Raw genomic sequence first — 14,032 nt, 5'->3', positions numbered from 1 at the left:
AGGCCGACCCGGCCAGGACCTCCACCATGCCTCCCATCTCGCGATGGTCACCCGGCGACCAGGTGACCTGGACGTACTACACCCCTCAGCACCCCACCCGCACCGTCCGCCCCGGCACCGTCGTGCTGGACGACGACCGCGGCATCGCCGTGTGGATCGCCCCCGGCACCGAGGTGCTGCTGCCCGTGCTCGAATCCGGGGCGGCCCTGCGCCGCGCCGGCGACGAGGGCATGTTCACCGCGCCCCGCAAGCAGTCCAAGCAGCTGTGGACCGGCAACGGCATCCTGATGATCGGCCTGCCCGACAAGCCGTACTCGGTGTGGCTGTTCTACAAGGACGACGGCTCGCTGGGCTGCTACTACGTGAACCTCGAGACGCCCTACGAGCGCACCGAGGAGGGCGTGCGCACCCGCGACCTGGTGCTGGACCTGGTGGTGCTGCCCCGCAAGGACTGGCACTACAAGGACGAGGACGAGCTGGAGGGCGCCGAGCGCACCGGCTACTTCTCCCCGCAGGAGATCGCGGACATCAAGGAGGCGGGCCGCTGCGCCGAGCAGCACATCGGCGAGTGGAGCTATCCCTTCTCCGCGGGCTACGAGTACTTCTTCCCGGACCCCACCTGGCCCGTGCCGCGTCTGCCCGAGCACTACACCTGGGACGTCGACCTCACCCGCCGCTGAGGGCACGTCACGGGGACCTGGGAGGGTCCCGTCGTCCCGGTGGCAGGATGGACGGCATGACCTCCCCCACGCCCACCGAGAACCTCACCCGCGCCGAGGCCCGCGAGCGCGCCTCCTTCCTGGCCACGGACACCTACGCGATCGCGCTGGACCTGACCACCGGCCCGGAGACCTTCCGCACGGAGACCACGATCCGCTTCCGCTCCACCGAGGCGCGGCCCACCTTCGTGGACCTCATCGCCCCGCGGGTGCACGAGATCGAGCTGAACGGCGAACTGCTGGAGGACCCGGCCTCCCGCTTCGACGGCGCCCGGGTGCAGCTGCCCGCGCTGCGCGTCGGGGAGAACACGGTGCGCATCCTCGCCGACGGCGCGTACATGAACACCGGTGAGGGCCTGCACCGCTTCGTGGACCCGGTGGACGAGGAGGTCTACCTCTACACCCAGTTCGAGGTCTCCGACGCGCGACGCATGTTCGCCTGCTTCGAGCAGCCCGACCTGAAGGCGACCTTCACCCTGGCCGTGACCGCGCCGGAGCACTGGCGGGTCATCTCCAACGCCCCCACCCCGGCCCCCGAGGCGGCCGGTGAGGGAACCGCCACCTGGCGCTTCGAGCCCACCGTCTCCATCTCCACCTACCTGGTGGCGCTCATCGCCGGTGACTACCGCGGCGGCGAGGGGTCCGTGCGTTCCCGCGACGGCCGCGAGATCCCGATGGGCGTGTACGCCCGCGCCTCCCTCGCCGAGCACCTCGACCCCGAGTACATCATCGACATCACCCGGCGGGGCCTGGAGTTCTACGAGGACGCCTTCGACCAGGACTTCCCCTTCCCCAAGTACGACCAGGTCTTCGTGCCGGAGTACAACATGGGCGCGATGGAGAACCCGGGCGCGGTGACCTTCGTGGAGGCCTACGTGTTCCGCTCCGAGGTCTCCGGGGCGATCCGGGAGCGCCGCGACCTGACGATCCTGCACGAGCTGGCCCACATGTGGTTCGGCGACCTGGTGACCATGCGCTGGTGGGACGACCTCTGGCTGAACGAGTCCTTCGCCGAGTACGCCTCCACCCTGGCCAGCGTCGAGGCCACCCACTGGACCGACGCCTGGACCACCTTCACCAGCTCCGAGAAGGCCTGGGCCTACCGCCAGGACCAGCTGCCCTCCACCCACCCGATCGTCGCCGACATGGTCGACCTCGAGGCGGTGGAGACCAACTTCGACGGCATCACCTACGCCAAGGGCGCCTCGGTGCTGCGCCAGCTGGTCGCCTACGTCGGCAAGGACGCCTTCTTCGACGGGCTGCGCGCCTACTTCGCCAAGCACGCCTGGGGCAACACCGAGCTGCGCGACCTGCTGGTCGAGCTCGAGGCCACCAGCGGCCGCGACCTGGCCAGCTGGTCGCGACTGTGGCTGCAGACCGCGGGCGTGGCCACCCTGCGCCCCCGCATCGAGCGGGACGCGGACGGCACCGTCACCGCCTTCGCGATCGCCCAGGAGGCCCCGGCCGAACATCCCGAGCTGCGCCCGCACCGCCTCCGCGTCGGCGGCTACACCCTCAAGGGCGGGGCGCTCGTGCGCACCGAGCAGGTGGAGCTCGACGTCGACGGCCCCCTCACCGAGGTGCCCGAGCTGATCGGGAAGCAGGCCGACCTGTGGCTGGTCAATGACGACGACCTCGCCTACGCCAAGCTGCGCCTGGATCCGGAGTCCCTGGCCGTCGCCACCGTGCACCTGCGCGAGATGACCGACCCGCTGGCCCGCACCCTGGTCTGGTCCGCCGCCTGGGACATGACCCGCGACGCGGAGCTGCCCAGCCGCCGCTTCCAGGAGCTGGTGCTGGCGAACATCACCGGGGAGGACTCCTCCTCCGTCGTGCGGACCCTGCTGCAGCAGCTCGAGACCGCCGCCGGTCCCTACGCGGCCGAAGCCGAGCGGGCCGCCCGCGGCGTGGCCGCCGCCGACGACCTCTGGCAGCTCACAGGCGGGGCCGAGGCCGGCTCCGACGCCCAGCTGCAGTACCTGGAGACCTTCGCACGCCTCGCCTCCACGGCCGAGCACCGCGAGATCCTCTCCGAGCTGCACGAGGGAACGCTCACCCTGCCGGGCCGCACCATCGACACCGACCTGCGCTGGAAGCTGGTGATCGCGCTGTCGGCCCTCGGCGGGATCGACGAGGAGGGGATCGCCGCGGTGCTCGCCGCCGACGACACCCAGTCCGGCCGCAAGTCCGCGCTGACCGCGAAGGCCGCCGCCCCCACCGCGGAGGCGAAGGCCGCGGCCTGGCGGGAGACCGTGGAGCGCGACACCCTGCCCAACGAGTCCCTCACCGCGGTGGTGCTCGGCTTCGGCCGTGTCACCGACCCGGAGCTGATCGCGCCGTACCAGCGGCGCTACTTCGAGGCGATCGACGGGATCTGGTCGCAGCGCTCCTCGGAGATCGCGAACCGCCTGGTGCAGGGGTACTTCCCCTCCTCCCACGGCGGCCCCGAGGTGCTGGACCTGGCCGACGCCTGGCTGGTCGAGCACGAGGGCGCGCCCTTCGGCCTGCGCCGCGTGATCATCGAGGGCCGCGACACCGTGGCCCGCTCGCTGCGGGTACGTGAGGCGGATCAAGCCTGAGGTCCGGGATCTTCCCGGAATCGCTTCGTTAGGGTCGGGAGCATGCTCGACGACCTGCTCCCGACCCTGGCGGCACCCGACACCGACGAGGCCCTCACCTTGCTGGAGACGCTGGTGCAGTGGCTGCTGTCCAGCGGCGTCCGCATCGTCATCATCCTGCTGGTGGCGACGCTGGCGACGGTGGTGGCGAGCTGGCTGCTGCGCCGCTTCTTCCGCACGATGAGCGAATCCTCGACCAAGCTCACCTCCATGGCGGGGGCGATGGTCAAGCGCGACCCGCGCCTGCAGAAGGCCGCCCAGGCCCGGCGCGAGCAGCGCACCGAGACCCTCTCGAACGTGGCCCGCAACCTCACCCGCGCCGTGATCTGGATGGTCGCGATCGTGATGATCCTGTCCGAGGTAGGCGTGAACATCGCCCCCGTCATCGCCTCCCTCGGGGTGATCGGCCTGGCCGCCGGCATCGGCGCGCAGACGATCATCAAGGACTTCGTGGCCGGCGTGGTGATCCTGTTCGAAGACATCGTCGCGGTGGGCGACGTGGTGGACCTCGAGTACGCCACCGGTACCGTGGAGGGCATCAACCTGCGGGTCACCCAGGTCCGCGCCCTCGACGGCGTGCTGTGGACCGTGCGCAACGGCGAGATCATCCGCATCGGCAACATGTCCCGCGGCTACTCCAACGCGATGGTGGTGCTGGACATCGACTCCGGCGCCGACAACGCGAAGGTCACCGAGGTGCTCGAGCGCACCGCCACCGCCTTCGCCAGCGACCCCGAGTGGGAGTCCACCGTCATCGGTACGCCTGACGTCAGCGGCATCCTCAGCGTGGACGGCGCCGGCTTCCAGCGGCGCATCATCATCCAGGTGGCGCCCGGCACCCAGTGGGACGCCGAGCAGGAGCTGCGCCGCCGCATCCAGACCGCCTTCCAGGACGCCGGGATCGGCTTCGCACTGCCGCGCATCGCGGACATCACCAAGGCCTGACCCCGCACGCCGCGGGAGGCACTCACCGGCCCCCCGGGGCAACGTGCCCCCTCCCTCACCACAGGAGCCCGACATGGACCTGCAGCCCACCCGCCGCACCGGCGATGCCCAGCCCCCGGCCGGCGAGGAGAGCAGCTTCTTCACGGCGGTGGGCGGCAGCCCCACCTTCACCGCGCTGGTGGACCGCTTCTACGCGGGCGTCGCCGAGGACCCGCTGCTGCGCCCGATGTACCCGGAGGAGGACCTCACCGGGGCGAAGGAGCGGCTGCGGATGTTCCTGGAGCAGTACTGGGGCGGACCGAAGACCTACGGCGAGCAGCGCGGGCATCCGCGGCTCCGGATCCGCCACGCCCCCTTCCCCGTCTCCCCCTCCGCGCGGGACGCCTGGCTGGGCCACATGCGCGCGGCCGTCACCTCGCTGGAGCTGGAGCAGCGCCACGAGCAGATCCTCTGGGAGTACCTGGAGCGGGCGGCCCAGTTCATGGTGAACACCGAGGACGGCGGCGAGGCCCCCATACCGGGCGGCACGGTGCCCGACCACCTCAGCTGAGCCGCCCCCGAACCAGAGCGCGCCCGGCTCCTGTCCATCCGAGCCATCCAGACGACAGGCGGCGTGCACTGTGCACGCCGCCTGTCACCTGCATGGTTCCGGTGGACGACGTCAGTCGCGGAAGGTGAGGGGCTCCCCGGTGTGGGCGGCCAGGCGCTGCTTGGTCCCCGCGTCCAGGCGCACGGGGGCGCCGGTGGCGGCGTCCACCATCACCACCACGGTGCGGGCGCGGGCGTAGGGCGCCGTGCCCTCGGGGTCGTCCCGGGTGAGCACCAGGTAGTCGACGCTGAGGCTCGCCCCGCCGAGGCGTGAGAGCCACAGCCGCACCACCACGCCGTCGCGGCGGTGGCCCAGCGAGCGCGCGTACTCGATGCGCTGGGAGGCGATCACGGTGCTGACCTCGGCGCCGACCCCGCTGATGGGGAGCGCCGCGGGCGGCTCGACGGCGCCGAGGGCCACCTGGTCCTCGGGCGCCTGCCAGAAGGCGGCGATGCGGGCCTCCTCCAGCAGGCGGATCATCGCGGCGTTGTTCACGTGGCCGTAGGCGTCCAGGTCGGTCCAGCGCACGGCGATGGGCAGGTCGAGGGCCCCGGCGGGGGTGGCGTCAGGCATGCCAGACATCGTAGGGGCCGCGCTCACCGCCGCGGAGCCCGATCCGGCGAGGGACCTGCCACGGGCCGGCGGGGTCGGTGCCCGCGCACCTCGCCCCGGCATCTACCATCGAGCGCATGACCACAGCCAGCACCGATCCCGCCGACGTCACCGCCGCCCTGGTCCAGCTGCTGGACCTGCGGGAGGTCCCCGTGGACCCGGCGCTCGCCTCCCCCGCCGTGGTCGCCGCCTTCGAGGGCGACTCCAACCCGCAGCCGGGTGGCCACGTGTTCGGCGGCCAGGTGATGGGGCAGGCCGTCACCGCGGTGGGCCGCACGGTGTCGTCCGAGCGCCGCATCCACTCGATGTACTCATACTTCCTGGCGCCCGGGGACCCGGCCCATCCGATCCGCTTCCAGGTGGAGAACCTGCGCGACGGCGGTTCCTTCTCGGTGCGCCGGGTCCTGGCCACCCAGCCCGGCCGCGACGGGGAGCCCGGGGAGGACCGCACCATCCTGGCGATGACCGCCTCCTTCCAGGAGCAGCAGGACGGCCTGGAGCACCAGGAGCGCGCCCCCGAGGCGCCCGCCCCGGACGACCTGCCCACGACCGCGCAGGTGCTCGAGGGCATCGACCATCCGATCGCGCGGTACTGGTCCACCCAGCGCCCTATCGACATCCGTCACGTCACCGACCCGATCTACCTGGGCCCGGCCCCGGAGGGCAGCGGCACCGACACCCAGATGGTGTGGATGCGCACCGTCGCCCCGGTGGGCGGCGAGGCCCTGCTGCACGACGCGATCCTGGCCTTCGCCAGCGACTACACGCCCTTCGAGCCGATCCTGCGGCGGCAGGGGCTGAGCTGGATGAGCCCGGGCCTGCGGATGGCGACCATCAATCATGCGATCTGGTGGCACCGGCACGTCCCGGCCGACGAGTGGCTGCTGTACGTGGAGCGCTCCCCCAGCGCCTCGGGCGGCCGCGGGCTGACCCACGGCCAGGTGTTCGGGGCCGACGGGGACCTGGTCGCCACCGTCACCCAGGAGGGTATGATCCGCGCCGGTCAGCGCGGCTGAGGCTCCCACTCCACTCCCCTCGCCGGCGCGGGGCCCGGTCGTGCCACAGGCCCGGCCCGGGCCTCCGGTGTCAGCCCTTGGCCTCCAGGGCGGCCTGCTGCGCCTCGGGCACGGCCTCCGCGGCCTCGGCCTCGCCGGTGAAGACGGTCGCGATGATCGGCAGCGCCGCCCCCGTGCCCTCCGCGGAGCGCACCCCCTGCTCGGGCTCCGCCAGGGCGTTGGGCAGCTCGGAGACGGCCTCGACGTCCACCCCGACCTCCGCCCAGGAGTCCACCCAGTCCGAGCGCAGGTCCCGGTGGGCGGGGATGCCGACACGCGCCTGGGCGAGCGGCCGCTGGCCGTCGGCGGTGCCGAGAAAGGCGAGCAGTCGACCGATGGCGGGCTCGCGCTCCTCGTCCTCGGGCTCCGCGGCGACCGCGGCGATGGCGTGCACCAGCGGCCGGGAGCCCTCGGGGCCGGCGACCGCCTCGTGGATGCTCCAGCCGAAGCCGCCGTCGATGTCCTCGAGCACCGGGCCCAGGTCGTAGGTGCCGGTCTGCAGAAGCGCCAGGGTGCCGTCGATGAACAGGCTCCGGCAGTGCCCGAGGTCCTCGGCGGTCGCGGTGCCGTCGGGGGCGAGGTGGCCGGTGGCCATGTCCGCCAGGTACTGCACGGCGGCGATGCCCTGCTCGGAGCCGAAGACGAAGTTCTCCGCGTCGTCCTGCCAGGCACCACCGTTGCCGGCGATGAAGGGGCCCAGCACCGCGGAGCGGTCCGGCTGGGCGCCGAAGCCGATGACGCTGCGGGATCCGGCGTCGAAGTCCTCGTCGCCGGGGTGGCGGTCCTCCCCGTCGACGGTGAGCTGCCGGGAGAGCTCCCGCAGCGGGTCGGAGTCCGCGCCGGGGTCGAAGCTCAGCTCGTCGGGGTTCCCCTCGGCGGCGGTGACCAGCTCGTCGTGGGCCAGCAGCACGGTGCGGTCGAAGACCTGCGGCACGCCCCACAGGGTGCCGTCGCGGCGGTACAGCTCGGTGGCGGCGTCCTCCCAGCCGGAGGCCTCGTCCCCGGCCAGGGCACCGGCGTCCAGCAGGGCCTGGTCCTCGCCGTCGACCAGCTGGGCGAGATTCGCGGTGTTCATCCAGAGCACGTCGGGCAGCGTCTCCGCGGCGACGTCGAGCGGGACCTGCGCCCAGTAGTCCTCCCAGGCGAGCACCTCCACCTCGACCTCCAGGCCGGTGTCGGCGGTGAAGGTCTCCAGAGCGGTGCGGTAGGCGGAGGCGGCGGCCTCGTCCCAGACCCGCATCCGCAGCACCTCGCCCTCGGCGAGCTCGGGGTCCTCCTCGCCGCCGCAGGCGGAAAGGACCCCGCCCCCGAGGGCGATCCCGGTCGCGGTGGTGACGAACTGGCGGCGGGAGAGCACGGGGGCGGGGTCCTTCCGGAGGGCGGATCAGGCGGTGGCGACCAGGCCGAGCTCGGCGCGGGAGGCGAGCACCGGGTGCTGCGGGGTGACCCGCACGGTGTAGCCGACCTCGCCGGGGACGGTCAGCGCGAAGCGGGCGGCGAAGCGGCCGTCCTGCGCGCGCTGCAGCGGGATGCGCTGCGCGTCGATGATCTCACCCGCGGCGTCGATCTCGCCCAGGATCGCCTCGACGAGCACGTCCGCGTCGTCCAGACCGCCCAGCTCGACCTGCGCCGAGAGGGAGACCTCGCTGCCGGTGGCGACGGCCTTTCCGGGGCCGCCGTCGAGGCGGACGTCGGTGACGGACACCTGCGACCAGGCGTCGCGCACCCGGTCCCGCCAGGCGGTGAAGGCGGTGGCGGCGGTGGTGTCCTTCGCGAACACGGCGGCCGCGCGGGCGGCGGGCACGTAAAGGTCGGTGACGTAGTCGCGCACCATGCGGGCCGCGGTGATCTGCGGGGCGATCTGCACCAGCGAGTTGCGGACCTTGGCCAGCCAGGGGGCGGACATGCCCCGGGCGTCGCGGTCGTAGAACGTGGGCACCACGTGGTTCTCGAGGATCTCGTAGAAGGCCTCGGCCTCCATCCGGTCCCGCTCGCCGCGGTCGGAGACCTGGGCGGTGGGGATGGTCCAGCCCGCCTCGTCGGTGCGCATCTCGTCCCACCAGCCGTCGGAGATCGAGAAGGTGAGGCCGCCGTTGAGGACCGCCTTCATGCCGGAGGTGCCGGAGGCCTCCTCGGGGCGGATGGGGTTGTTCAGCCACACGTCGGAACCGGCGATCAGCACGGAGGCCATGCGGATGTCGTAGTCCGGCAGGAAGACGATGCGGTCGCGGACGCCGTGCTGGTCGGCGAACTGCACCATCTGCTGCAGGAACTCCTTGCCGGGGCGGTCCGCAGGGTGGGACTTGCCGGCGATGACGAACTGCACGGGCCGCTCGGGGTCCCTCAGGATGCGGCGCAGACGCTCGGGGTCCTGCAGCATCAGGGTGAGGCGCTTGTAGGTGGAGACGCGACGGGCGAAGCCGATGGTCAGCGCGCTCGGGTCGAGAATGGTCTCGGTCCAGGCCAGCTCGGCGTCGTCGGCGCCGCGGCGCAGCCAGGACTCCTTGACGTGGCGACGGGCCATGGTCACCAGGTCCGCGCGCAGCTCGTCGCGGGCCTGGGTGAGCTCGTGGTCGGTGATGGTCGCCAGCGGGCTCCAGTCGGACAGCGCGGAGATGTCGACGTCGCCCAGCGCCTTCTTGTACAGATCGTCCATGCGGTCGGAGGTCCAGGTGCGACGGTGCACGCCGTTGGTGACCGAGCCGATGGGCACCTCGGACACGTCGAAGCCCGGGTAGAGCTCCTGGAACATGCCGCGGGAGACGGCGCCGTGCAGCTTGGCCACGCCGTTGGAGCGCTGGGCGATGCGGAAGCCCATGTGCGCCATGTTGAAGACCTCGCCGCCCTCCTCGGTGCCGAGCGCGAGCGCGGCCTCGACGGGCAGGGCGGGGATCAGGCGGGAGGAGCCCTCGGCGTCGGCGTCGAGGTAGCGGCGCAGCTCGTTGACGTCGAAGCGGTCGATGCCGGCGGGCACCGGGGTGTGGGTGGTGAACACGGTGCCGGCGCGGACCTCGGTGAGGGCCTCGGCGAAGCTGCGGCCCTCCTGCATCAGGCTGCCCACGCGCTCCAGGCCGGAGAAGCCTGCGTGGCCCTCGTTGAGGTGGAAGACGGTGGGGGCGGTGCCGCCGGTGATCTCGCTGTAGGCCTCCACGGCGCGGACGCCGCCGATGCCCAGGACGATCTCCTGCACGATGCGGTGCTCGTGGTCGCCGCCGTAGAGGCGGTCGGTGATGGCGCGGGCGTCCTCGTCGTTGGTGGCGACGTTGGTGTCCAGCAGCAGCAGCGGGATGCGGCCGACCTTCGCGACCCACACGGCGATGTCGACGGTGCGGTCACCGGGCAGGGTGACCTGCACGGTGAGCTGCTCCCCGGCGGCGGTGCGGACCGGCTCGACGGGCAGCTGGGAGGGGTCGTTGAGGCGGTAGTTCTCCTGCTGCCAGCCCTCGCGGTCCAGCGACTGGGAGAAATAGCCCCACTGGTACAGCAGGCCGATGGCGGTCAGGGGCACGCCGAGGTCGGAGGCGGACTTCAGGTGGTCGCCGGCGAGGATGCCGAGGCCGCCGGAGTAGATGGGGAGGGTGGGGGTGATGCCGAACTCCATGGAGAAGTAGGCCACGGAGGTGGGGGCGCCGGCCGCGGGCTCGACGGTGCGCTGGAACCAGCGGCCGGAGTCGAGGTAGGTGCGCAGGTCGCCGACCTCGGAGCGCATGCGCGCCAGGAAGTCCTCGTCGCGGGCGGCCTCGGCCAGACGCGCGGCCGAGACGGAGGGAAGCATCGCGATGGGGTTGCCGTCGCTGGCGGCGAAGGCCTCGGGGTCCAGGCTGCGGAACAGGTCCACCGTCTGGCGGCGCCAGGTCCAGCGCAGGTTCAGGGCGAGGTCCCGCAGGGGGGCGAGAGCGGGGGGCAGGTCGGAGGCGACCGTGATCGTGGAGATCGGTTTCATGCCTCCACGATAATCGAGCGGGCCGGGACCTTTGCAGTCCATCTGCAAGCCGGACAAGCGCGGCGTCTCACCAGTCAGAACCCCGTGGCCTGCAGGGACGCAGCGTGACGGCCTACGGGGTGAGCACTCCCACAGTCCCGATCCCCGGAATTCGCAAGAACTTTCAGCCGCTGGGCGGCGCTCAGTCGGGCCGGGTCGGCCCCGCGTGGTCCACGATCACCCCGTGCGGGGGCGGCGCGGCGCAGCGCCTCCTCCAGGTCGGCGATCTGGGCGGCCCGGACCTTGCCCAGGCCGATGTCGATCTTCGCCGGATCGCCGATCATCGGGCCGAAGAGCACCAGACGCTTCATCTTGGTGTCGGCGCGCTGCTTCACGGCGGCGTAGGCCTGCTCGGTGACGATGTCGACCGCGCCGATCTCGTCCCAGGTGGTGGTGCGTCCGCCCTGTGTGGTCAGCCCCTCCTCGGTCACGACGATGGTGATGAGGTCGTCGCCGGTCAGCTTGCTGACCGCGTAGGAGTTGTAGACCAGCGAGGCCCACACCGCGGTGGCCAGGCCCGTCAACGCCGCGAAGATCAGCAGGAACCAGCCCATGAGGACCGCACCGGCGAGGAGGGCGATGGTCACGAGCGCCAGGACCACGAGGATGACCATGTTCGTCAGGCTGGACTCGGCCTCGGTGGCGGGGTTCGTGCGCCAGTCGATCAGCGGCGCGGAGGAGGGTGTGCTCACGGGGTCTGCTTCCTGCGGGGCCGGGCATACGCGGCCGCACCCGGGCGGGTGGACCGGGCAGACCACCTCGGGGCGGACCATCGCGTCCCGGCGGCACCCGTGCGGGGTCCTCGTCGAGGTGCGGACACGCCCGGTCGCGCCGACCTGTCGCCGCCGTCGGGTGCGTCGAGCCATCGCGGCACCGCGCGATCTCCGGACGCGCCGAGGGCCCGGCACCGGGATCTCTCCTGGTGCCGGGCCCTCGGGCGGCGGGATCAGTCGCGGGTGAGGCGACGGTAGGTGACGCGGTGCGGACGCGCCGCCTCCTCGCCGAGGCGCTCCACCTTGTTCTTCTGGTAGGCCTCGAAGTTGCCCTCGAACCAGTACCAGTTCGCGGGCTCCTCGGGGGTGCCCTCGTAGGCCAGGATGTGGGTGGCCACGCGGTCCAGGAACCAGCGGTCGTGGGAGACGACCACGGCGCAGCCGGGGAACTCCAGCAGGGCGTTCTCCAGGGAGCCGAGGGTCTGCACGTCCAGGTCGTTGGTGGGCTCGTCCAGCAGCAGCACGTTGCCGCCCTGCTTGAGGGTCAGCGCCAGGTTCAGCCGGTTGCGCTCGCCGCCGGAGAGCACCCCCGCCTTCTTCTGCTGGTCGGGTCCCTTGAAGCCGAACTGGGAGACGTAGGCGCGAGAGGGGATCTCGACCTTGCCGACCTGGATGAAGTCGAGGCCGTCGGAGACGACCTCCCACAGGTTCTTGTTCGGGTCGATGTTCTCGCGGTTCTGGTCGACGTAGCTGATCTTCACGGTTTCGCCGATCTTCAGCTCACCGGCGTCCAGCGGCTCCAGGCCGACGATGGTCTTGAACAGCGTGGTCTTGCCGACGCCGTTGGGGCCGATGACGCCGACGATGCCGTTGGGCGGCAGGGAGAAGCTGAGGCCGTCGATGAGCTTGCGGTCGCCGAAGCCCTTCTCCAGGTCCTTCGCGTTGATGACCACGTTGCCCAGGCGCGGGCCGGGCGGGATGGTGATCTCCTCGAAGTCGAGCTTGCGGGTGCGCTCGGCCTCCGCGGCCATCTCCTCGTAGCGGGCCAGACGGGACTTCGACTTCGCCTGGCGGCCCTTGGCGTTGGAGCGCACCCACTCCAGCTCCTCCTTGAGGCGCTTGGCGAGCTTGGCGTCCTTCTTGCCCTGCACCTGGAGGCGCTGCTCCTTCTTCTCCAGGTAGGTGGAGTAGTTGCCCTCGTAGGGGTACAGGTGGCCGCGGTCGACCTCGGCGATCCACTGGGCCACGTGGTCCAGGAAGTACCGGTCGTGGGTGACGGCGATGACGGCGCCCTCGTACTGCTGCAGGTGCTGCTCGAGCCAGAGCACGCTCTCGGCGTCGAGGTGGTTGGTGGGCTCGTCCAGCAGCAGCAGGTCGGGCTTCTCCAGCAGCAGCTTGCACAGCGCCACGCGGCGGCGCTCGCCGCCGGAGAGGTGGGTGACCATCTCGTCCCCGGGTGGGCAGCGCAGGGCGTCCATCGCCTGCTCGAGCTGGGAGTCGAGGTCCCAGCCGTTGGCGGCGTCGATGTCGGCCTGCAGGGTGCCCATCTCGGCCATCAGGGCGTCGAAGTCGGCGTCGGGCTCGGCCATCTCCTCGCCGATGGCGTTGAAGCGCTGCACCTTGCGGTACAGGTCGCCCATGCCCTCCTGGACGTTCTCCAGGACGGTCTTGGTCTCGTCCAGCGGGGGCTCCTGCAGCAGGATGCCGACGCTGTACCCGGGGCTGAGGCGGGCCTCGCCGTTGGAGGGCTGGTCCAGGCCGGCCATGATCTTCAGGATCGTGGACTTGCCGGCGCCGTTCGGGCCGACCATGCCGATCTTGGCGCCCGGGTAGAAGCTCATGGTGACGTCGTCGAGGATCACCTTGTCCCCGACGGCCTTGCGGGCCTTGTACATCGTGTAGATGAACTCTGCCAAAGCATCTCCTGGGTGGTTTGATGGGGGTGGAGCGGCGCAGGGGCCCGGCTCCTCGCGGAGGGGCGCGCCCCGTGCACTCTACCCACCGCGATCCGGTTCCTCCCAGCGTGCCGGTCCGACGCGGGACGGGGCTTGACCGCCGTCACAGGGGATCGGGGGATCCTCGCGGCACTGGACGACAGGGGGATCGACCATGACCCATCCGCGTCCGCATCCGCAGGCACCGTCCTGGAGCGACGGCGCGGGCGAGCAGGAGTGGCACCCGGCGGCGGGCTACCCCGCCGTCCACCCGGGGGCCGCGACCTCCCCTCCGCCCGCCGCTCCCCCGCCGCCCTGGTCGGGGCCGGCCGTCGTGATCGCCCAGCTGCTGGCGACCGTCCTCGCCCCGCTCTCGTTCCACGGCCTCTTCTCCGACCCGCAGTACGCGGACTACGGCGAGCCGGACCCGGGGCTGCTCGGCGACCTCGCCATCGCCGCCCTGCTGCTGGCCGGGCTGCTCGCCGTGGCCGCCCAGGCGGCCGTGGTCCTGCTGCCGAGCCGGATCCCCCGCGGACCGCGGATCGCCGCCGTCGGCGGCGCGCTGGTCCTGGCCGGGCTCGACGCCGGAGCGGTGGTGCTGCTGACCCTGGTCACCCTGGGGTTCGCCGGAGGCGCGGTCTTCTTCCTCGGGGCGACGGCTCTGGGCGCCCTGGCGGCGGTGACGCTGCTGCTGGGGCTGGTCTTCGCGATCGCCCGCAGGGACGACTGGGCGGGGATGCTGCTGGCGGGCGCGGCGGCGTCGCTGACCGTGGTCGGGGCAGTGCCCTGCTGGTCTCGGTTGGTCTCGGTCCATGCCGCAGTGGTGATCCCGCTGCTGACGATCGGTGCGGTCTGAGCCGCCGCG

At 71.9% G+C, this 14,032-nt stretch carries 11 protein-coding genes; 6 read left to right on the top strand and 5 right to left on the bottom strand.

The features are described from left to right. Window positions 1-26: 26 nt before the first annotated feature. From OM98_RS08205 to OM98_RS08190, 4 genes are all read left to right on the top strand, one after another. Entirely contained in the window at window positions 27-680 is a 654-nt protein-coding gene (locus tag OM98_RS08205) for a ribonuclease FAU-1 family protein (protein WP_010534133.1), read from the top strand. Between the two features lie 56 nt (window positions 681-736). Further along, on the top strand, window positions 737-3,298 hold the full coding sequence (gene pepN, locus OM98_RS08200) for an aminopeptidase N (RefSeq protein ID WP_010534132.1): 2,562 nt from the start codon (window positions 737-739) through the stop codon (window positions 3,296-3,298). 42 nt (window positions 3,299-3,340) lie between these two features. Further along, the gene (locus OM98_RS08195; protein WP_010534131.1) at window positions 3,341-4,282 is read left to right on the top strand and encodes a mechanosensitive ion channel family protein; all 942 of its coding nucleotides are present in this window, start codon (window positions 3,341-3,343) and stop codon (window positions 4,280-4,282) included. A gap of 73 nt (window positions 4,283-4,355) precedes the next feature. Further along, window positions 4,356-4,832 carry a globin gene (locus tag OM98_RS08190; protein WP_010534130.1) on the top strand — a complete coding sequence of 159 codons (477 nt, stop codon included), beginning with the start codon at window positions 4,356-4,358 and terminating at the stop codon, window positions 4,830-4,832. 111 nt (window positions 4,833-4,943) lie between these two features. Here OM98_RS08190 and OM98_RS08185 read toward each other — a convergent pair whose 3' ends face one another. Next, window positions 4,944-5,444 carry an acyl-CoA thioesterase gene (locus OM98_RS08185; protein ID WP_010534129.1) on the bottom strand — a complete coding sequence of 167 codons (501 nt, stop codon included), beginning with the start codon at window positions 5,442-5,444 and terminating at the stop codon, window positions 4,944-4,946. 116 nt (window positions 5,445-5,560) lie between these two features. On the opposite strand from OM98_RS08185, the gene OM98_RS08180 reads away from it, so the two are divergent. Then, window positions 5,561-6,499, top strand: coding sequence for an acyl-CoA thioesterase (locus OM98_RS08180; RefSeq protein WP_010534128.1), 939 nt, complete (start codon window positions 5,561-5,563; stop codon window positions 6,497-6,499). Between the two features lie 70 nt (window positions 6,500-6,569). Here the strand turns inward: OM98_RS08180 and OM98_RS08175 are convergent, their stop codons facing one another. The 4 genes from OM98_RS08175 to ettA all read right to left on the bottom strand — a co-directional run bounded on the left by OM98_RS08175 (window position 6,570) and on the right by ettA (window position 13,149). After that, window positions 6,570-7,895 (bottom strand): ABC transporter substrate-binding protein, encoded by a 1,326-nt coding sequence (locus tag OM98_RS08175; RefSeq protein ID WP_010534127.1) that lies wholly within the window; start codon window positions 7,893-7,895, stop codon window positions 6,570-6,572. A 27-nt stretch (window positions 7,896-7,922) separates the two neighbouring features. Further along, the gene (gene glgP, locus OM98_RS08170) at window positions 7,923-10,481 is read right to left on the bottom strand and encodes an alpha-glucan family phosphorylase (protein WP_010534126.1); all 2,559 of its coding nucleotides are present in this window, start codon (window positions 10,479-10,481) and stop codon (window positions 7,923-7,925) included. A gap of 74 nt (window positions 10,482-10,555) precedes the next feature. Next, window positions 10,556-11,212, bottom strand: coding sequence for a hypothetical protein (locus OM98_RS08165; protein ID WP_010534125.1), 657 nt, complete (start codon window positions 11,210-11,212; stop codon window positions 10,556-10,558). 254 nt (window positions 11,213-11,466) lie between these two features. After that, on the bottom strand, window positions 11,467-13,149 hold the full coding sequence (gene ettA, locus OM98_RS08160) for an energy-dependent translational throttle protein EttA (protein WP_010534124.1): 1,683 nt from the start codon (window positions 13,147-13,149) through the stop codon (window positions 11,467-11,469). 193 nt (window positions 13,150-13,342) lie between these two features. Here ettA and OM98_RS08155 point away from each other — a divergent pair, with 193 nt between their 5' ends. Continuing rightward, window positions 13,343-14,023 (top strand): hypothetical protein, encoded by a 681-nt coding sequence (locus tag OM98_RS08155; protein ID WP_010534123.1) that lies wholly within the window; start codon window positions 13,343-13,345, stop codon window positions 14,021-14,023. Window positions 14,024-14,032: the final 9 nt, after the last annotated feature.

Origin of the sequence: Brachybacterium squillarum M-6-3 (genome assembly GCF_000225825.1) — a bacterium.
Classification (GTDB): Bacteria; Actinomycetota; Actinomycetes; order Actinomycetales; family Dermabacteraceae; genus Brachybacterium; species Brachybacterium squillarum.
The sequence above is the reverse complement of the archived record's forward strand: the minus strand, read 5'-3'. Positions and strand labels throughout refer to the sequence as shown.